The organism is Catellatospora sichuanensis, assembly GCF_007483665.1.
Classification (GTDB): Bacteria; Actinomycetota; Actinomycetes; order Mycobacteriales; family Micromonosporaceae; genus Catellatospora; species Catellatospora sichuanensis.
This window is the reverse complement of record NZ_VIQO01000023.1, coordinates 48408-67698: the sequence shown is the minus strand read 5'-3', so window position 1 is coordinate 67698 and position 19291 is coordinate 48408. Positions and strand designations below refer to the sequence as shown.

13 protein-coding genes are annotated in these 19291 nt (G+C 68.9%); 10 read left to right on the top strand and 3 right to left on the bottom strand.

The genetic code is table 11. The annotated features are described in order from the left end of the window. Positions 1-73 precede the first annotated feature (73 nt). Genes rhaI through FLL47_RS28475 form a run of 3 tightly spaced genes read left to right on the top strand, consistent with a single transcriptional unit; the run spans position 74 to position 4836 of the window. Positions 74-1240, top strand: a complete 1167-nt coding sequence (gene rhaI, locus FLL47_RS28485) for an L-rhamnose isomerase (protein ID WP_144124160.1) — start codon at positions 74-76, stop codon at positions 1238-1240. Continuing rightward, positions 1240-3291, top strand: coding sequence for a bifunctional aldolase/short-chain dehydrogenase (locus tag FLL47_RS28480; protein WP_144124158.1), 2052 nt, complete (start codon positions 1240-1242; stop codon positions 3289-3291). Before rhaI ends, FLL47_RS28480 begins: the two co-directional genes overlap by 1 nt. Positions 3292-3333: 42 nt before the next feature. Continuing rightward, positions 3334-4836 (top strand): rhamnulokinase, encoded by a 1503-nt coding sequence (locus FLL47_RS28475; RefSeq protein WP_144124156.1) that lies wholly within the window; start codon positions 3334-3336, stop codon positions 4834-4836. Between the two features lie 54 nt (positions 4837-4890). Here the strand turns inward: FLL47_RS28475 and FLL47_RS28470 are convergent, their stop codons facing one another. Next, positions 4891-5913 carry a LacI family DNA-binding transcriptional regulator gene (locus FLL47_RS28470; RefSeq protein ID WP_144124154.1) on the bottom strand — a complete coding sequence of 341 codons (1023 nt, stop codon included), beginning with the start codon at positions 5911-5913 and terminating at the stop codon, positions 4891-4893. Positions 5914-6681: 768 nt separating this feature from the next. On the opposite strand from FLL47_RS28470, the gene FLL47_RS28465 reads away from it, so the two are divergent. Further along, positions 6682-8715: an alpha-L-rhamnosidase-related protein gene (locus tag FLL47_RS28465; protein WP_144124152.1), complete on the top strand. Its 2034-nt coding sequence runs from the start codon at positions 6682-6684 to the stop codon at positions 8713-8715. A gap of 105 nt (positions 8716-8820) precedes the next feature. On the opposite strand, the gene FLL47_RS28460 is transcribed toward FLL47_RS28465, so the two are convergent. Beyond that, positions 8821-9864, bottom strand: coding sequence for a LacI family DNA-binding transcriptional regulator (locus FLL47_RS28460; RefSeq protein ID WP_144124150.1), 1044 nt, complete (start codon positions 9862-9864; stop codon positions 8821-8823). A 397-nt stretch (positions 9865-10261) separates the two neighbouring features. Between FLL47_RS28460 and FLL47_RS28455 the strand changes: the two genes are divergently transcribed. The 6 genes from FLL47_RS28455 to FLL47_RS28430 are packed head-to-tail and all read left to right on the top strand — an operon-like array spanning position 10262 to position 18186. Further along, positions 10262-11092 carry a carbohydrate ABC transporter permease gene (locus FLL47_RS28455; protein WP_144124149.1) on the top strand — a complete coding sequence of 277 codons (831 nt, stop codon included), beginning with the start codon at positions 10262-10264 and terminating at the stop codon, positions 11090-11092. Continuing rightward, positions 11089-11910, top strand: a complete 822-nt coding sequence (locus FLL47_RS28450; protein ID WP_144124147.1) for a carbohydrate ABC transporter permease — start codon at positions 11089-11091, stop codon at positions 11908-11910. The genes FLL47_RS28455 and FLL47_RS28450 overlap by 4 nt, the downstream gene beginning before the upstream one ends. An 8-nt stretch (positions 11911-11918) precedes the next feature. Further along, positions 11919-14618, top strand: coding sequence for an alpha-L-rhamnosidase (locus tag FLL47_RS28445; RefSeq protein WP_144124145.1), 2700 nt, complete (start codon positions 11919-11921; stop codon positions 14616-14618). Positions 14619-14658: 40 nt separating this feature from the next. Then, positions 14659-15915 carry an ABC transporter substrate-binding protein gene (locus FLL47_RS28440; RefSeq protein WP_144124143.1) on the top strand — a complete coding sequence of 419 codons (1257 nt, stop codon included), beginning with the start codon at positions 14659-14661 and terminating at the stop codon, positions 15913-15915. 55 nt (positions 15916-15970) lie between these two features. Continuing rightward, positions 15971-17197, top strand: coding sequence for a glycoside hydrolase family 1 protein (locus FLL47_RS28435; protein ID WP_246158772.1), 1227 nt, complete (start codon positions 15971-15973; stop codon positions 17195-17197). A gap of 11 nt (positions 17198-17208) precedes the next feature. Then, positions 17209-18186 (top strand): alpha/beta hydrolase fold domain-containing protein, encoded by a 978-nt coding sequence (locus FLL47_RS28430; RefSeq protein WP_144124138.1) that lies wholly within the window; start codon positions 17209-17211, stop codon positions 18184-18186. Between the two features lie 21 nt (positions 18187-18207). Here the strand turns inward: FLL47_RS28430 and FLL47_RS28425 are convergent, their stop codons facing one another. Continuing rightward, a complete protein-coding gene (locus FLL47_RS28425) occupies positions 18208-19278 on the bottom strand; it encodes a LacI family DNA-binding transcriptional regulator (protein WP_144124136.1) in 1071 nt (356 codons plus the stop codon). Positions 19279-19291: the final 13 nt, after the last annotated feature.

The window sequence follows — 19291 nt, the reverse complement described above, 5'->3', positions numbered from 1 at the left end:
GGCGGGTGGCGCGCCGCGCCACCCGCCCTACCCAGCCAGGCAAACCATCGCCGGCGAAGCTCAGGAGAAGATGATGAAAGACCACGCCGCCGTCAAAGCCGCCCTGCGCGCCATGCGCATCGAGACGCCATCGTGGGCGTACGGGAACTCGGGCACGAGATTCAAGGTGTACGCGCAGGCCGGGGTTCCCCGCGACGCGTACGAGAAGGTCGCCGACGCGGCTATGGTGCACCGCCTGACAGGTGCCGCGCCCAGCGTGGCCCTGCACATCCCCTGGGACAGGGTCGACGACTACGCCGACCTGGCCCGCTTCGCCGTCGACCAGGGCATCCGCCTCGGCGCGATCAACCCCAACGTGTTCCAGGAGGACGACTACAAGCTCGGCAGTGTCTGCCACCCGGACGCCACTGTGCGCCGCAAGGCCGTCGACCACCTGCTCGAATGCGTCGACATCATGGACGCCACCGGCTCGAAGGTGCTGTCGCTGTGGTTCGCCGACGGCACCAACTACGCCGGTCAGGACTCCATCGCCGCCCGCCAGGACCGGCTCGCCGACGCCCTGCGTGAGGTCTACGACCGGCTCGGCCCGGACCAGCGCATGCTGGTCGAGTACAAGCTGTTCGAGCCGCACTTCTACACCATGGACCTGCCCGACTGGGGCACCTCCTACGCCCACTGCGTCGCGCTGGGCGACAAGGCACAGGTGCTCGTCGACACCGGCCACCACGCGCCCGGCACCAACATCGAGTTCCTGGTGACCGTGCTGCACCGGTTCGGCAAGCTGGGCGGCTTCCACTTCAACAGCCGCAACTACGCCGACGACGACCTGATGGTCGGCGCGGCCGACCCGTTCCAGCTGTTCCGGATCGCCCACGAACTGGTCCGCGCCGACGCGATCCGCCCCGACTCCGGCGTCGAGTACATGCTCGACCAGTGCCACAACCTGGAGGCCAAGGTCCCGGCGCTGATCCGCTCGGTGCTCAACGTCCAGGAGGCGGTCGCCAAGGCGCTGCTGGTCGACGCCGACGCGCTCGCCGCCGCCCAGCAGGCCGGCGACGTGCTGGCCGCCCACGCGGTGCTCATGGACGCGTTCAGCACCGACGTCCGCCCGCTGCTCGCCGAGCTGCGCACCGAACTCGGCATCGACCCCGACCCCATCGCCGCCTACCACGCCGGCGGCTACCAGCAGCAGATCGAAGCCACCCGCACCGGCGGCCGCCAGGCGGGCTGGGGAGCATGATGAACAACCGCGAAAGTGCCACGTCGACGCCCGTGCAGCTGGTGGACCGATCCCGCCGCCTGGGCGCCGACCCGCGCAACACGAACTACGGCGGGGGCAATACCTCGGCCAAGGGGCCGGGCAACGACCCGGTCACCGGCCAGGACGTGCCCCTGCTGTGGGTGAAGGGATCCGGCGGCGACCTGGGCACCCTGAGCGAAGCGGGCCTGGCCGTGCTGCGACTCGACCGGCTGCACGCCCTGGCGCAGACCTACCCGGGAGTCGAGCACGAAGACGAGATGGTCGCCGCATTCGACTACTGCCTGCACGGGCGCGGCGGCGCGGCCCCGTCGATCGACACCGCCATGCACGGTCTCGTCGACGCCCCGCACGTCGACCACCTGCACCCCGACTCCGGTATCGCGCTGGCCACCGCGGCCGACGGCCCCGAGCTGACCCGGCAGTGTTTCGGCGACCGCGTGGTCTGGGTGCGGTGGCGGCGTCCCGGGTTCCAGCTCGGCCTGGACATCGCCGCCATCCGGCGGGCCAACCCGCAGGCCATCGGTGTCATCCTCGGCGGGCACGGCATCACCGCCTGGGGCGACTCGAGCGAACAGTGCGAAGCCAACTCCCTGGAGATCATCCGGGTGGCCGAGAAGTTCATCGCCGAACACGGCCGACCGGAACCCTTCGGGCCCGTGGTGGAAGGCTTCGCACCCCTGCCGGCAGCGCAGCGGCACCAGCGGGCCGCCGAGCTCGCCCCGCTGCTGCGCGGTCTGGCCTCCACCGACAACCCGCAGGTCGGCCACTACACCGACAGCGACACGGTGCTGGACTTCCTGGCCCGTGAACGCCACCCGCAGCTCGCGGCGCTCGGCACGTCGTGCCCCGACCACTTCCTTCGCACCAAGGTCCGCCCGATGGTGCTGGACCTGCCGCCGACCGCGCCGCTCGACGAGACCGTCGTCCGGTTGCGCGAGCTGCACGCCGCCTACCGAGCCGACTACACCCGCTACTACGCCGAGCACGCCGAACCCGACTCGCCGGCCATGCGGGGCGCAGACCCCGCCGTCGTACTGGTGCCGGGCGTCGGCATGTTCACCTTCGGCGCGACCAAGCAGACCGCCCGGGTGGCAGGGGAGTACTACGTCAACGCGATCAACGTGATGCGCGGCGCGGAGGCGGTGTCCCGCTACGCGCCGATCGACGAGCAGGAGAAGTTCCGCATCGAGTACTGGGCCCTGGAGGAGGCGAAGCTGGCCCGGCTGCCCAAACCACGGCCGCTCGCCACTCGGATCGCCGTCGTCACCGGCGGAGGGTCGGGCATCGGTCGCGCCATCGCCCACCGCCTCGCCGCTGAGGGCGCCTGCGTGGTCGTCGCCGACCGTGATGCCGACGCCGCACTGCGGGTGGCCGCCGAGATCGGCGGCACCGACGTCGCGATCGGGGTCGGCGCCGACGTCACCGACGCCGCCGCGGTGACCGAGATGGTACGCAGCGCCTGCCTGGCCTTCGGCGGCGTCGATCTCGTCGTCAACAACGCCGGGCTGTCGATCTCCAAGCCACTGCTGGACACCACCGAAGCCGACTGGGACCTGCAGCACGACGTCATGGCCAAGGGTTCGTTCCTGGTGTCCAAGGAGGCCGCCCGCGTCCTGACGACCCAGGGCATGGGCGGCGACATCGTCTACATCTCCAGCAAGAACAGCGTGTTCGCGGGCCCGAACAACATCGCGTACAGCGCGGCAAAGGCCGACCAGGCGCATCAGGTGCGCCTGCTCGCCGCTGAACTCGGCGCGCACGGCATCCGGGTCAACGGGGTCAATCCCGATGGTGTGGTACGCGGGTCGGGCATCTTCGCCGGCGGCTGGGGCGCACAGCGCGCCGCCGTGTACGGAGTGCCGGAGTCCGAACTGGGCGCCTTCTACGCCAAGCGCACGCTGCTCGGGCGCGAGGTCCTGCCCGAGCACGTGGCCAACGCGGTGTTCGTGCTCACGGCCGGGGACCTGTCCCACACCACCGGTCTGCACATCCCGGTCGACGCCGGGGTCGCGGCAGCGTTCCTGCGCTGACCCGCGCGGCCTGATCGATCGCACGAAGGAGTTGCGCCACCCATGTCCCACTCGCAGTACGCCACGGTAGCGGCGGCAGACCTGGGAGCTTCCAGCGGCCGGGTGATGCTCGCCCGCGTCGGCCGCGACGTGCTCGACCTGGCCGAGGTTCACCGCTTCGCCAACGAACCGATCGAGTTGGGCGGGACCCTGCACTGGGACGTCCTGGCGCTCTACCGCGGGGTGCTCGACGGGCTGAGGGCCGCTGGGCGCTCGGTCCGTGCGTCCGGCACCCCGCGGCAGGGCCTGGACGGCATCGGCATCGACTCGTGGGCCGTGGACTACGGCCTGCTCGACGCGACCGGTGCGCTGATCGGCAATCCCATCAGCTACCGAGACCGGCGCACCGACGGTGTCATGGCACGCGTGCACGACCAACTAGGCGTGGAACGTCTCTACGCGATCACGGGGCTGCAGAACCTGCCCTTCAACACGATCTACCAACTGGCGGCGGCCCAGGGCACACCGGCCGCCGCCACGGCCCGTCGCATGCTGCTGCTGCCCGACCTGCTGGCCTACTGGTTGACCGGACAGGAAGGAGCGGAACTGACCAACGCCTCCACCACGGGACTGCTCGACGCGCGAAGCGGCACCTGGTCGACGGAGCTCATCGCCGCACTGGGCTGGGACGCGCAGCTGTTCGCACCACTGCGACGGCCGGGCGACACCATCGGCCGGCTCACGGCGGACGCGGCAGCACAGACCGGCCTGGATACCTCCGTGCCGGTGCTGGCGGTCGGCTCGCATGACACCGCCTCGGCGGTGGTCGGTGTTCCCGCGGGGGACGAACGTTTTGCCTTCATCTCGTGCGGCACCTGGTCACTGGTAGGGCTCGAGCTGGCAGAACCGGTGCTGACCGAGTCGAGCCGGAAGGCCGGCTTCACCAACGAGGCCGGCATCGACGGCACCGTGCGATACCTGCGCAACGTGATGGGCCAGTGGCTGCTGCAGGAGTCGATGCGCACCTGGCAGGCGCGTGGCGAACCTGCGGACCTGACGGCGTTGCTGGCCGAGGCGGCGGCCCAACCGGCGTTCGTGAGCGTCGTCGACCCGGACGACCCGGTCTTCCTGCCGCCGGGCGACATGCCGGCGCGGATCGTCGACTACTGCCGGCGGTCCGGTCAGCCGGTGCCTGCCTCGCGGGCAGCGCTGGTGCGGTGCATTCTGGAGAGCCTGGCGCTGGCGCACGCACGCGCCGTACGGCAGGCGCAGGAGCTGGCAGGTCACCCGGTCGACGTCGTGCATCTGGTGGGCGGAGGGTCTCGCAACGAGCTGCTGTGCCAGCTCACCGCCGATGCCTGCGGTCTGCCGGTGACGGCCGGACCGGTGGAGGCGACAGCGCTCGGTAACGCACTGGTGCAGGCCCGCGCCCTCGGTGCGATCTCCGGGGAGCTTCGAGACCTGCGCGCCCTGCTGAATCGACACGTCACACCGAGGCGCTACCTGCCGCGACCCGGCGCGAGTGCGACAACGTGGGCCGGACTGGAGGCGCGCCTGACCCGATAGCGTCACGCGTCAGATGCCACGTCGCGTGTCAGAACGTTTCAGGCTCGGATTGCGTCACCGCCGCCGGGCGCTGTCCGGGCGGGCCGTCGACTTCCGTGCCACCAGCTCCGGATGGAACACGAGGTTCCGGTGTGCGTGCGTGTCGGGGGACCTGGTCTCCTCCAGGAGAAGCTCGGCAGCAGCACGTCCCAGGTGTTCGCGGGGCTGGCGAACCGAGGACAGGGGCACTGCCGCGGCCGCGGCGAAGTCGATGTCGTCATAGCCGAGGATGGCGACTTCGTCGGGCACGTTGATCCCGCGTTGCGTCATCTCCTGCAGCAGCCCCAGGGCCAGCAGGTCGTTGGCGCAGAACACCGCGGTCGGCCGATCAGGCGCGGGCAGGTCCGCGATGGCGTCGCCTGCCTGCCGCCCCGCCGCGACGGTCAGCTCGGCGGTCAGGAAGGTGCGCACCTGGATCCCGGATAACACCGACTCGAAGCCGCGTTGCCGGTCGGCGACCTGGGGAATGGTCAGCGGGCCACCGACAAAGGCGACGTGATCGTGGCCGAGCTCGCGGAAGTGCTGCCCGGCGATCCGGCCGCCGAGCACGTCGTCGACCGCGACGGAGCACCGGTCCGACTGCCAGATACCGCGGTCGACCAGCACCACCGGGACCCCGCGCTTGATGAGATTGACCAGCTGGGAATCTCGGCCGCCGTCGACCGGGGTGATGAGGACACCCTGTACGCGCTGCTCCTCGAGTAGCTCCAGGTGCCTTTTTTCACGGGCGGCGCTCTGACCGCTGTTGCACACGACCGCTACCGCACCTGCGGCCTCGATAGCCTCCTCGGCGCCCCGGATGACGTCGGTGAAGAAGGGGTTCGACACGTCCAGTACGACGATGGCGATCGTGCGGCTCCGGCCCGCACGCAGCTGACGTGCGGAATCGTTGCGGACGTAGCCGAGTTCGCGGATGGCCTGCAGCACCCGCTGCCGGGTGTTCTCGGCCACGAGGTGCGGCCTGTTCAACACGTTACTGACAGTGCCCAGCGAGACGCCGGCCTGACGTGCGACCTCCTTGATGCTCGTCGTCTCCATGTTCCCCATCCATGCTCGGCGCCTGCCACCACCACGCTACGCGACGGTTGAAACGGGTCAACGCTGCCCGCACCCGCCAGGCAGCCATCCCGTCACCGTCGGCTATCAGCCTGTTGTCCCGTCCAGGCCGGCACGGCGCCCCATTCGTAGCCACGCCTCGGCAGGCATGCTCGGCGCAGGTCGGCGGGTGACGACACCTACGAGCGCCGCCGAAAGCACCACGCCCTCTGGGCAGAAGAACCGGCCGGTTCGATTGGTGCGCAACGGTTTCGAAACATATGGGCAACCTTGACGGAACGCTGAGGCGGCTCGTACTCTGTGCGCAGAAGGATAATTGAAAGGTTTCAGAGCCGTCCGAGTTCCGAATAGCGAGGCCACGTGCCAGTGCTGACGCAACCCGGGTAACCGAACGCTGCTCAACCGCCACCGGACCGCAGGAACGTTTCAATCGAGGGACCCGCGGGACCCTGCGATGGCCCTGGTCTGTCGTCATCACGACGCACCGGCAAGCGGCGAACCCGGACGCCGCTGCCGTCATCCGACGGTCGGGCGCGCCGACTCCGTTGTCCGAGCTGACAACGCGCCGCAATCAGCTACACACGTCTCCCATCACCAAGTCCCTTGTCCGATGACATCGCTGGCAGGCACCGGCATCGGACAAGGTCGCCGTACCCGGAGTAGCTCAGGGACGGCGCTGGTGAAGCAGAGGCACGAACAAAGGACACACCCGGACCCCGGCAGCCAAGCCGCAATCGAAGGAGGATCCAGATGCACCGTGAGAGTACCGCACCGTTCGCGCCGTGGCGCAGAACGGCCACCCGCAGGTCACTGTGGGCGCTGGCCGTCGCGACGATCTGCGTGGTCGTCGCGTCGAGCCTGCCGAGCACCGCGGCGTGGGCCGCGTTGCCGACCTGGCCGACGAACCCGAACTGGCAGGCACTCGTGCCCGCGCCGACAAGCGACAACCCGGAGGCCGTCCGTATCACCAGGACGGCGGGAACGGTCACCAACGCAGCCGGGCTCACCGAAACGGGCAGCGGCTCGACCGTGCTGACCACGTCCTCCGGCGGGACGCCGGCGACAGTGGTCCTCGACTTCGGCAGGAACGTCAGCGGCACGCCCTTCGTGACCGTCTCGGCCTCCTCCGGCGGATCCGCCAGGACGGTGCGGATCGCGACCAGCGAGGCGCTTCCCTTCCTGACGGCGAACAGCAGCGGCATCTACAACAACGACCACGGTTCGGTCATCTCCCTGAGTGTGACCAGCGCGCGGACGTACACCGGCTCGCTGCGCGGCGGCTTCCGCTACGCGGCGATCCAACTGACCAGCGCCGGTTCGGTGACGCTGACCGGCGCAGGCGTCAACTTCAAGGCGTATCGCGCCACGCCGGCCCAGTACAAGGGCTGGTTCATGTCCAGCGACGACCAGCTCAACCGCATGTGGTACGCCGGGGCGTACACCGCCCAGCTCGACATGGTGCCGACCGGTGTCGCGTCGTGCTTCAACGTTCCGGTGATCTTCGATGGTGCCAAGCGCGACCGTGCCATCTGGTCCGGTGACCTGCTCGTCAGCGACCCGGTGGCGCAGCTGTCGCTCGGCTCGAACGCGGCCCCGTACATCAAGGGCTCCATCAACAGCATCCTCAACCTGCAGGACTCCAACGGCAGGCTCACCAGCGCGGTGGGCTTCCGCGGATGCGGGAAGTTCGACTACGCGGTGACCTACTCGGCGTATTCGGCGATCATCGCGATCCAGTACTACCGCTACACCAACGACACGGCGTTCATCACCGGCCTGCGTACGAGGCTGGAGAACGCCACCGCCTACCACCACACGCGGGTCAACTCCAACGGGCTCGTCGTCACCAACGACAACGACTACTGGCAGACCACGCAGAGCGGCGAGGTCACCGAGTACAGCCTCGCCTACTACGAGCTGCTGCAGAACATGATCTGGATGGAGGGCAAGGTCGGCACCGCGGCGAAGGTGACCGAGTACACCAACAAGGCGAACGCGCTCAAGGCCGCGATCAACAGCCGTCTGTTCAACACGTCTGCGGGTCTGTACGTCCACACCAACACCCGCACCAACGTGTACCCGCTGGACGCGAACATGAACGCGATCCGTCTCGGCGTGGCGCCCGCGGACAGGGTGCAGGGCATCCTGAGCTACTTCAGGTCGCGCTGGCTGGCGCGGGGGAGCCAGATCAGCCAGCCGTCCCCGAGCATGGCGGACCCCTACGGCCACACGATCGAGCCGCTCAACAACACGTGGGAGGTCATGGCCCGTTTCGACAGCGGCGACACCGCGGGCGCGCTCGACCTGCTCCGGCGCCTGTGGGGTCTGCAGGTCGACACCGCCGGTTCCTACTACACGGGTACGTTCTGGGAGTTCGTGAACAGCAACGGCCTTCCGGACCGCGGGTTCGACAGCCTGGCCCACGCCTGGGCCGCCGGCCCCACGCAGGTGCTCTCGGAGAACATCCTCGGCGTGACGGCCGTGAACCCCGGGTACACGACGTGGCGGGTCAAGCCGCAGAAGGCCAACGTGACCTGGGCGCAGGGCCAGGTTCCGACGCCGAACAGCTCGATCGCGGTGAAGTGGGCCCAGGACAGCGCAGGGCAGTTCCAGATCGAGGTCACCGCACCCTCGGGCACGAGTGGCCAGGTGTGGGTGCCGCTGGCCTCGTCCTCGGCGACCAGCAGCGCGTTGACGTCGGGTGCCACGTTCGTGCAGCGCAGCGGCCTCTACGACATCTACTCGGTGGGCGCCGGCACCTTCCGGTTCGGTTCCACTCCCTGACGCGGCATCGGTAGGTGTAGAGCGCGGGCATGAAACCCGCGCCTCTGGTACGGGTCCCGGCAGCCGCGAGCTGCCGGGACTCACCTATGCAGGCCGCTGTATCGGTCAGTCGGGCACTGACGGCCGCCCGGTGCTGCCGCGGACGACGAGCTTCGGTGTCAGCTTGACCTGGGACGAGGGAGCCTGCCGGTGGGATATGCGTTCCAGCAGCAGGCGCGCCGCGTTGCTGCCGATCTGGTGGCCTGCCTGGTCGACGCTTGTCAGCGAGACCGGTGCGAACGCAGCGAACGTGGTGTTGTCGTAACCCGCGACGGAGATGTCCTCAGGGACTTTCAGCCCGGCCTCGGCCAGGGCCTCCAGGACCCCCATGGCGACGAAGTCGGCGCCCGCGAAGATCGCTGTCGGTCGGCGTGGCCGGGCGAGCAGCCGTTGCGCACCGATGTAGCCGCCTTCCTGCGTGTAACTCGTAGCGACGATGTCGATCTCGTCGGCGAGTCCGTGTGCGCGCATCGCGTGGCGATAACCCTCGGCGCGCACCGCGTTGGGCATTTCCAGCAGCCGCGTGGGGTCGGTCTCGCTGTGGTCGATGTGGGCGATGCGGCGGTGGCCCAGGGCGCTCAGATGCTCCACCACGAGCGCGGCGCCGACGAAGTCGTCGTCGGTGACGACGTCGTACAGCGGTGAGTTGCCGTGCCGGCCGACGATGACAGTGGGCACGAGACCTGCGATCTGCTCGAGCCTCGCGCGGGAGGAGACCGGTGCGATGAGTACGACACCGTCCATCCTGCGGTCGATCATCGCGTCGGTCATCCGCTCCTCGGTGTCCTCGCCGTCACCACCCGTTCCGAGCAGGATCTGGTAGTCGGTGTCGCGCAGCCTGTCGGTGAGCCCGTCGAGGATGTCGGCGAAGAACGGGTTGCGGATGGTCGGCAGCATGACCCCGATGGTGTAAGTCTGGCCGCGCATGCCACGAGCGGCGGCGTCGGGACGGTAGCCCAGCTCGGCGATCGCCTCGCGAACCTTCGCCCGCATCTCCGGGCTGGCTCCGTAGGCGTTGCGGAGCACTTTGGACACCGTCGTGGTGGACACGTTGGCGTGCCTGGCGACGTCGATGATCGTGACTCGCCGAGGTGGCTGAGACGTATCCACGGGGTCCTCCTGTAGGCAACGTTACCCAGGACCGTACAGCTAGCGCGGGTCTCCGGATCATCGTCCGTTTGGATCACTTCCTGAGCGCTCACGTAACGAGCTGGTCTGGTAACACTTCGGTAGCGCTCGCGACCTATTGACGTCACACGGACGGCCGCTTAGAGTCTGCCGAACATTGGGAAACGTTCCCCAAATTCTGTACCTCTTCAGCCTGGCACCGAACTTTGGCAAGTGATGAATCGTTTCAAGATGAGGTGGTCCCGTAGTGACAGTTTCCTCAACTGGGCGACGAGCCGACCCGAAGACGCCCGACAGCGGGCACTCCCGGGTGCGGCGCCCGCGCTCGGGGACGACGCGCACCAGGCGGACTCCGCCTTGGTGGTTCGCGCTGCCGGCGATGGCACTGTTCGCGTTCATCGTGCTGGTGCCGAGCGCCCGCGGCGTCTACTACGCCTTCACGGACTGGGACGGCCTCGACCCTGACCACGCGGTCATCGGCCTGGACAACTTCAGTGCGATGCTCGACGACCCGGACGCCCTGCAGGCCATCTGGCACACCCTGCTGATCGCGGTCGCCATCACCGTCATCCAGAACGGCATCGGCCTGCTGCTGGCCCTGGGCGTGAACACCGTGATCAAGTCCCGCAACGTCCTGCGGGTCTTCCTGTTCGCCCCCGCCGTGATCACGCCGATCGTGACCGCCTACCTCTGGCGCAACCTGCTCGGCCCGGAGGGTGCCGTCAACAGCCTGCTCGGCGCCGTCGGCCTGGACTCGTTGCAGCAGGACTGGCTGGGGAACCCGGAGGTCGCGCTCTGGTCGATCGTGGGCGTCATCGTCTGGCAGTTCGCCGGCTACTCCATGGTCATCTTCGTCGCCGGACTGCAGTCCATCCCGAAGGAGATCTACGAGGCGGCATCCATCGACGGGGGAGGAGCGTTCCGACGCTTCTGGTCGGTCACCCGCCCGCTGCTGGCACCGGCACTCACGATCAACCTCATGTTGTCGATCATCGGCGGCATCAAGCTGTTCGACCAGGTCTACGCGCTCACCGGCGGAGGACCCGGCCACGCGACCGACACCATCTCGACCCTCATCTACAAGGACGCTTTCACCCTGGGCGAATTCGGCTACAGCATCGCGCTCGCGGTGGTGCTGACCATCATCGTCGCGGTCGTCTCGTCCGGTCAGTACGTGTTCCTGGCCCGCAACGAAAGGAGCGCCTCGTGAACCGCTACGGCTGGCGCACCGGCGTACTCGAATTGGCGATGATCGCCGTCGCGCTGATCGTCGGGTTCCCTCTATACGTACTGATCAACCTTTCCCTGCGGCCGACGTCCGACACGTCCTCGCCGATCATCCCGACGACCTCACCCACCCTGGACAACTTCGCCGCGGCGTGGCAGGAAGGCGACCTCGGCAACGCCCTGATCAACAGTGTGCTCGTGACGGTCGTCAGCGTGGTGCTGGTCCTGGCCGTCTCGGCCATGGCCGCCTACCCGCTGGCACGGGCCACGGCCGCCTGGTCCAAGGGAATGTTCCTGCTGATCCTGCTCGGGCTGATGCTGCCGTTCCAACTCGCGTCGCTTCCGCTCTACCAGACGATGCGTGACCTCGGCCTGCTCGGCAGCGTAGGGGCACTGGTGCTGTTCTACGTGGGGCTTCAGGTGCCGTTCACGACGTTCCTCTACGTCGGCTTCCTGCGGTCCCTGCCGCCGGACTTCGAGGACGCGGCGCTCATCGACGGCAGCACGCCGTGGCAGGCGTTCCGTTACATCGTGTTCCCGATGCTCAAACCGATCACCGTCACGGCACTCGTGCTGAACGCGATCTCGATCTGGAACGACTTCTTCACGCCGCTGCTGTACCTCAGCGGCAGTGACCAGCAGACCGTCCCGGTCGCGCTGTCCGGGTTCGTCGGCCAGTTCGTCACGGACTGGAACCTGATCTTCGCCGCGCTGGTGATCAGCATCGTGCCGATCCTGGCGGTCTACTTCGCGCTGCAGCGCAGCATCATCAACGGCTTCGCCGGAGGGCTGAAGGGATGACCTCCGACATGAACGACCTGCAACCGTACGGCCTGCAGACCGAACAGCGCGACGAGCCGCTGGGCATCGACGCACACCGTCCACGCCTGTCCTGGAAGCTGACCTCCGACCGGCGGGGAGCGGCACAGTCGGCATACCGGATCACCGCAGCGCTGCTCGCCGGCGACCTCGACGACCCGGCCCGGCTGGTCTGGGACACCGGCCGGCTCGACTCCACCGAGCAGCTGCTCGTCTCGTGGGCCGGTCGGCAGTTGCAGTCGCGCACCCGTTACCACTGGCGTGTCCAGGTTTGGGACGAGCACGGTGACGTGGCGGGCACTGCCGAGAGCTGGTTCGAGACCGCCCTGCTGCACCCCGACGAGTGGACGGCCGTGTGGGTCGGGCGCGACCCGAGCACCCTTCCCCACGTCGACCCGCCGGGCCCGCCTGAGCCCGAACCGGCCGTCGGCAACACGCCGATGTACCTGCGTCGCGCGTTCCGGTTGGACCGGCAGCCGATCCGGGCCAGGCTGTACGCCACTGCCCGCGGCGTCTACGAGCCGCACCTGAACGGCGAGCGTGTCGGAGACCGGGAGCTCGCGCCCGGCTGGACGGAGTACCTGCAGCGCCAGCAGTACCAGACCTACGACGTCACCTCGCTGATCCGAACCGGCGACAACGTGCTGGGTGCCGTCGTCGCCGACGGCTGGTGGAGCGGCTACGTGGGCTTCGATCCGCGCCGTGCCGCCCAGCACTACGGCGACACTCCGGCTTTCCTCGCCCAGCTGGTGTGCGACTTCCCCGACGGCTCGCAGCAGGTCGTGGCGACCGACGACCAGTGGGTGGAGCACCCCGGCGCGATCCGCAGCGCTGACCTGCTCATGGGCCAGCACGTCGACGCACGGTGGGAACTGACCGGCTGGGACCTGCCCGACTGCGCCGGCAGCAACTTCCAGCCCGTGGCGGTGCTCGCCGCCGACCCGGGACCGCTGGTCGCCGAGCCGGACAACCCCGTCCGCGTCGTGCGGGAGATGCCGGCAGTCACGGTCGAAGCCCGAGGCGAGGGCCGCTACCTCGTCGACTTCGGACAGAACCTCGTCGGACGGGTCCGGCTGACCGTCCGCGCCGCAGAGCCCGGGCGCCGGATCGTGCTCCGGCACGCGGAGACGCTCTCCGGCGGAGAGCCGTACCTGGACAACCTGCGCCGAGCCCGGGCGACCGATGTCTACACCACCCGCGGTGACGAAGTGGAGACCTTCGAACCGCAATTCACCTTCCACGGATTCCGCTACCTGGAGGTCCGCAATCATCCCGGCACGCTGGCGAACGCGGACATCGTCGCCCGTGTCCTGCACAGTGACACGCCCTGGACGGGGCAGTTCACCTGCTCCGATCCCATGGTCAATCAGCTGCAGTCCAACATCGCCTGGGGGCAGCGCGGCAACTTCCTCGCCGTACCCACCGACTGCCCTCAGCGCGACGAACGCCTCGGCTGGCTCGCCGACGCGCAGATCTTCGCGCCGACCGCCAGCCGCAACGCCGACGTGTCCGGCTTCTTCGCCCGATGGATGCGAGACGTCGTGGGTGGCCAGAACTCCGACGGCGCCTTCCGCGACATCGCCCCCATCATCACGTTCGACCGCGAGGGTGCACCGGCCTGGGGTGACGCGGGCGTCATCATCCCCTGGCACCTGTGGCGCACCTACGCCGACCGTGCCGCGCTGCAGGACTCGTTCGAGGCGATGGTCGCGTGGGTCGGGCACGTGCGGCGCCACAACCCCGACCTGCTCTGGCGCAACCGGGACGGCAACTCCTACGGCGACTGGCTCGAAGTCGACGCCCGTACTCCGCGAGACATGCTCGCCACGGCGTACTTCGCACGAAGCACCCAGATCGTGGCCGACGCGGCCGTGGTCCTCGGACACCACGGCATCGCCGCCGAGCACCGGACGCTGCACGCGGCCATCCGTGACGCGTTCATCGCGGCATACGTCGACGACATCGGCGTGGTCGCCGGCGGCACCCAGACCGGATACCTGCTGGCGCTGGAGTTCGGGCTGCTGCCCGAGCACCTGGTGCAGGCGGCGGTCGACCACCTGGCCACCGACATCGAGAAACGCGACTTCCGGCTGACGACAGGATTCGTCGGCGTCTCGCTGCTCGGCCCGGTCCTGACCGACCACGGCCGTGCCGACCTCGCCTACGCACTCCTGCACCAAGAGGAGTTCCCCTCCTGGGGATACACCATCCGCCACGGCGCGACCACGATCTGGGAGCGCTGGGACGGCTGGACCGAACACGGCGGGTTCCAGTCCCCATCCATGAACTCGTTCAATCACTACAGCCTGGGCAGCATCGGCGACTGGCTCTTCGGCCGCGTCGCCGGCATCGACCAGACGAAGGACTCGACGGCCTACCGCGAGCTCCTCCTGCGCCCCCTGCCCGGCGGGGGCCTGACCTGGGCCGAAGCCGAGCAGGAGACGGCACGCGGTCGGGTCGCCTGCGGGTGGCGACTCGCCGCGGGACGGATCACCGTATCCGTCTCGATCCCGCCAGGCAGCACCGCCGTACTGGAGATCCCCACCGCCGACGCATCCAGCGTCCGGGAGAACGACGCGCCGGCCGGCGGCCGGCCGGGGGTCCTCCGCGTCGAGGCGTCGACCACCGGGGCAACGCTCCGGCTCGCGTCCGGCCGATACACCTTCAGCGCCACGGCACCTCGGGGCTGAGCGAACCACTCCTGAAACCCAGCCATTTTGTGGAGACAGCATGAAAGCACGCAAAGGCGCAATGCTGGTTGCCGCGATCACGGCCACGGCCATGATCGCTGCCTGCGGCAGCGGCGACAACGGATCCACCGACAACAGCACCCTCACCCTCGCCTCGGTCGACCAGGGCTCCATTGAGCAGGTCGTCAAGGCGTTCGAGGCGGCCAACCCCGGCGTCAAGGTCAACTACACCACGAGCAGCGCCGATCAGTACCAGCAGCAGATCCGGACCCAGCTCGCCTCGGGCACCGCCCCCGACGTGATGACCGTCTGGCCTGGCAACGGCAATCCCGGCGCCACTTACGTGCTGGCCAAGCCCGGTTACCTGCTGGACCTATCGGACCAGCCGTGGGCGAGCAAGCTGCCCGCCGGCCTGCAGGGCGTCGCACAGTACGAGGGCAAGACCTACAACGCGGTCTTCGGCGTCAACGGCATCGGCGCGGTCTACAACCAGCAGGCTCTCGACAAGGCCGGGCTGACCGCACCGTCGACGTGGACCGAACTGCTCGCGTTCTGCAGGTCCGCGGCGGCCAAGGGCACGCCGGCGTTCGCGCTGGGCAACCAGGACAACTGGGTGACCCAGCTGGTGCTGTACTCGCTGGTCGCCACCCTGGTCTACAGCAAGGACAAGGACTTCGACAAGAAGATGGCCGCGGGCCAGGCCACCTTCGCGAGCTCCGAGTGGGCCGCCGCGCTCAACAAGTACATCGAGATGGACAAGACCGGCTGCTTCCAGAAGAACCCGCTCGGCACCAGCTACGAGGCCAGCCAGGAGCTCGCCGCCAACGGCAAGACCCTCGGCATCGTCCAGGGCAACTGGGTGATCGCGCTGCTGAAGGGCAAGAACCCGAACGGGACCTTCGTGCTCAAGCCGCTGCCGGCCAACGACGACCCGGCGAGCACCTTCATGCCTGGTGCGGCCGGCGCCGGTTACGGCGTCAACGCCAAGGCCAAGAACAAGGACCTGGCGCTGAAGTTCGTCTCGTTCGTGATGTCCCCCGAGGGCATGGCGGTGTTCAACAAGGCGCAGGGCAGCCTCCCGGCGCTGTCGGGCGTCGGGGCCACGGCCGACCCCTCGCTGGCCGAGCTCACCAAGTTCATCAACGAGGGCCGCACGGTTCCGTTCATGGACCAGCTCTGGCCGACCGCGAAGGTGCAGCAGAACATGCTCAGCGGCCTCCAGGAGATCTTCAGCGGGCAGACCACGCCCGACAAGCTCCTCGCTGAGATGGACGCCGACTACAAGGCCGGTCTGTAGCAGGGTGGCCCCGCCGGCCGACCCGGCCGGCGGGGCCGTTCAAGAGGAGATGCACGTGAACACGCACGACCGCGTGGCCGACTTTCCCGCCGATTTCCTGTGGGGCGCAGCCACGTCCGCCCACCAGGTCGAAGGCGGCAACACCAACAACGACTGGTGGGATTTCGAGCACCACCCCGCCACCGCAGCACGAGAATCCTCCCGAGACGGCATCGACCACTACCACCGATATGCGGCCGACTTCGCACTGCTCAGATCACTGGGGCACAACGCGCACCGCCTCTCCCTCGAGTGGTCCCGCATCGAACCGGCTCCGGGCGAATTCAGCGCGAGCGCGATCGCTCACTACCGCCGCGCGCTGACGGCACTCGCCGAGTCGGGCATGACGCCGATGGTCACCCTGCACCACTTCACCCTCCCGCGTTGGTTCGCCGTCAGCGGCGGGTGGCTGGGACCCGAAGCAGTGTCCCTGTTCAGCCGCTACTGCCGGCACGTCGCCGAGGCGTTGGGCGAGCTCATGCCGCTCGTCTGCACCATCAACGAGCCGCAGATGGTCGCTCTGCACGGATACCTGGAGGGCTACCACCCGCCCGGGATCACCAACCCGACGCTGTGGAAACGGACAGGTCGGGTCCTGCTCGAAGCCCACCACGCCGCCGTGCGGGCGGTCCGTGACGGTACCGACCGCAGCCGCACCGGCCTGGCCGTCCAACTGCCGCTGCTGGCGCCCGTCCGCGACGACGAAGCCGCGGTCGCGTTCCACGCGGCGATGCAGCACGAGATAGTCGATCTCTACCTCGACGGGCTGACCGGACCTGACCGCGGCGACTGGCTCGGCGTGCAGTACTACCGCAAGCAGTGGGTGGACCCGGCATCGCCGACGATGTTCGCGCCGCCCCCCGCCGGCTTCCGCACCACGCAGATGGGCTGGGCGGTGTACCCGGACGGGCTCCGTCAGATACTGCACCGCGCGGCCGACACCGGACTTCCGCTGTACGTGACCGAGAACGGCATCGCGACCGAGGACGACGCGGAACGCCTCGACTACCTGCAAACGCACCTCGCGGCGGTCGCCCAGGCGATCCGCGAGGGCGTGGACGTGCGCGGCTACCTGCACTGGTCCGCGTTCGACAACTTCGAATGGTCGGAGGGATACGGACCGAAATTCGGCCTGATCAGCGTGGATCACGACCACGACTTCGCCCGGATCCCCAAACCGAGCGCGTACGCGTTCGCCGAGGTGGCCAGATCGGGCCGTCTCAGCACGATGAACGGCAACTGAGGAGAAGCACGATGGTAGAGCTCCACCCGCCCGCCATCGGGCCACTGCCGCCGTGGGACCCGGAGATCAAGCCCGTCATCGACACCTGGCCACGACACAACCCGGAGCAGGACGGCCTGGCCGACTTCCTCACGTCCCGCGGCGACCGGCTGCCGGCGGCCGAGGTCGTTCGACGTGGCGTTTTCAAGGTCACCGAACACGCCATCGCCGGCAGCAGACGCCCGATCACCCTGACCGTCGTCACGCCGACAGCAGCCGCCGTCCGCGGCGCGATCTACTGGCTGCACAGCGGCGGCCAGGTCGGGGGAGCGGCGGTGGCAGGCGACATCGCCCCGGTCCTCGACATCGCCGAACGCCACGACCTCGTCGTCGTCGCCGCGGAGTATGCCCTCGCGCCGGAGTTCCCCGCTCCGGCCGGCCTTGAGGACGCCTACGACGGATTCGTGTGGACGCTGGAGAACGCGCCGCTGCTGGAGTACCCGCCCGGCATCGTGTTCCTGCACGGACTGAGCGGGGGCGGCGGCCTGGCGGCCGGCGCGGCGCTGCTGGCCCGTGATGCCGGACATCGCTGGGCCGGGCTCGTCCTGGACGGCCCGATGCTCGACGACCGCCTCGCCAGCGTGTCCATGCATCAGCACGCCGCGACCGACCTGCCGATGCTGCCGGGGCTCCAGGCCATGTGGGCGGCGATCACCGGCAACGACGCCTCCCTCCACCGGAAGGCGCCGCACGCCGTGCCGGGCCGGCTGACCGGCACAGATCTGTCCGGGCTGCCGCCCACCTACATCATGTGCGGCGCGAACGACCCGTTCCGGGACGAGACCACGGCCTTCGCCGAGGCCATGTGGCGGTCCGGAGGCACGGTGGACCTGCACCAGTGGGCCGGCACCCTGCACGGGTTCGACTGGCTGCTGCCCGAGACACACATCTCGCAGGAGATGACTGCAGGACGGCGCAGCTGGTACGACCGGGTGATGGCCCGCCTCTGACGTCGTGGCCACCGGGCAGCGTCAAGCCGGCGGCGGAGCCGTGCTTTGCCGGATCGTCAGGCTGGTCGCCAGCTCGAGGCCCAGCTGTGGGGTCCGCTCGCCGCGTCCGAGGGCCAGTGCCAGCTCGGTGGCGGCCACGGCCATCTCGGTGAGCGGTTGGTGGACGGTGGTCAGCGGAGGATCCATCAAAGCGGCGATCGGAAGGTCGTCGAATCCCACCACGCTCAGATCCGTGGGGATCCGCAGCCCGAGCGACCGCGCAGCCTGGTACACGCCGAGCGCCTGCAGGTCGTTGCCGGCGAAGATCGCTGTGGGCCGGTTCGGGCGGGCCAGCAGGTTCAGTGCCGCCGCGCGGCCGTCGTCCTGGGTGAGGTCGGTGCGCACGACCAGGTCGGCGTCCGTCGCCAGGCCGGCGGCGGCCATGGCCGAGCGGTAGCCGTCGAGCCTGGCCTGGCAGCACAGGACACGGTCAGGGCCGCTGATCATCGCGATCCGGCGGTGCCCGAGTTCGATCAGATGCCGGGCGGCGGAGCGGCCACCGGTCCAGTTCGTGGCCCCGACGAACGGGACGTCGCCCGGCAGCTCGACGGTGGGATCCACGACCACGAACGGGATGCCTCTGGCCCGCAGCTGGCCACGCTGCTGCTCCGACAGCTGGGCGACTGTCACGATGCAGGCCGGGCGGCGGGCGAGCGTGTCGTCGATCCAGTAGCGGATCGCGCTGCGCTGCGGCCCGAACTCCGTCAGCACGACACCCATGCGGTGCTCACGGGCGACCCGCTCCACCCCGCGGATGATCTCGACGCCCCACATGTGCTGCAACTCGTCGAAGACGAGCTCCATCATGTTGCTGCGGGTCGACGGTGCCGGCCTGCGGTAACCGTACTGGCTGACGAGTGCCTCGACCCGGGCGCGGGTGTCGGCGGCGACGCCGGAGCGGCCGTTGAGGACCTTGGACACGGTGGGGATGGACACCCCGGCGGATTCGGCGATGTAGGAGATCGTCACCGGACCGGCCAGGTCGCCTCGGGTGCGTTCGCTGTCGGTGGTCGACTCGTCCGGCTCGGCGTGCGACAACCCGACCCCCTCCATGGTTTCTGCGGCG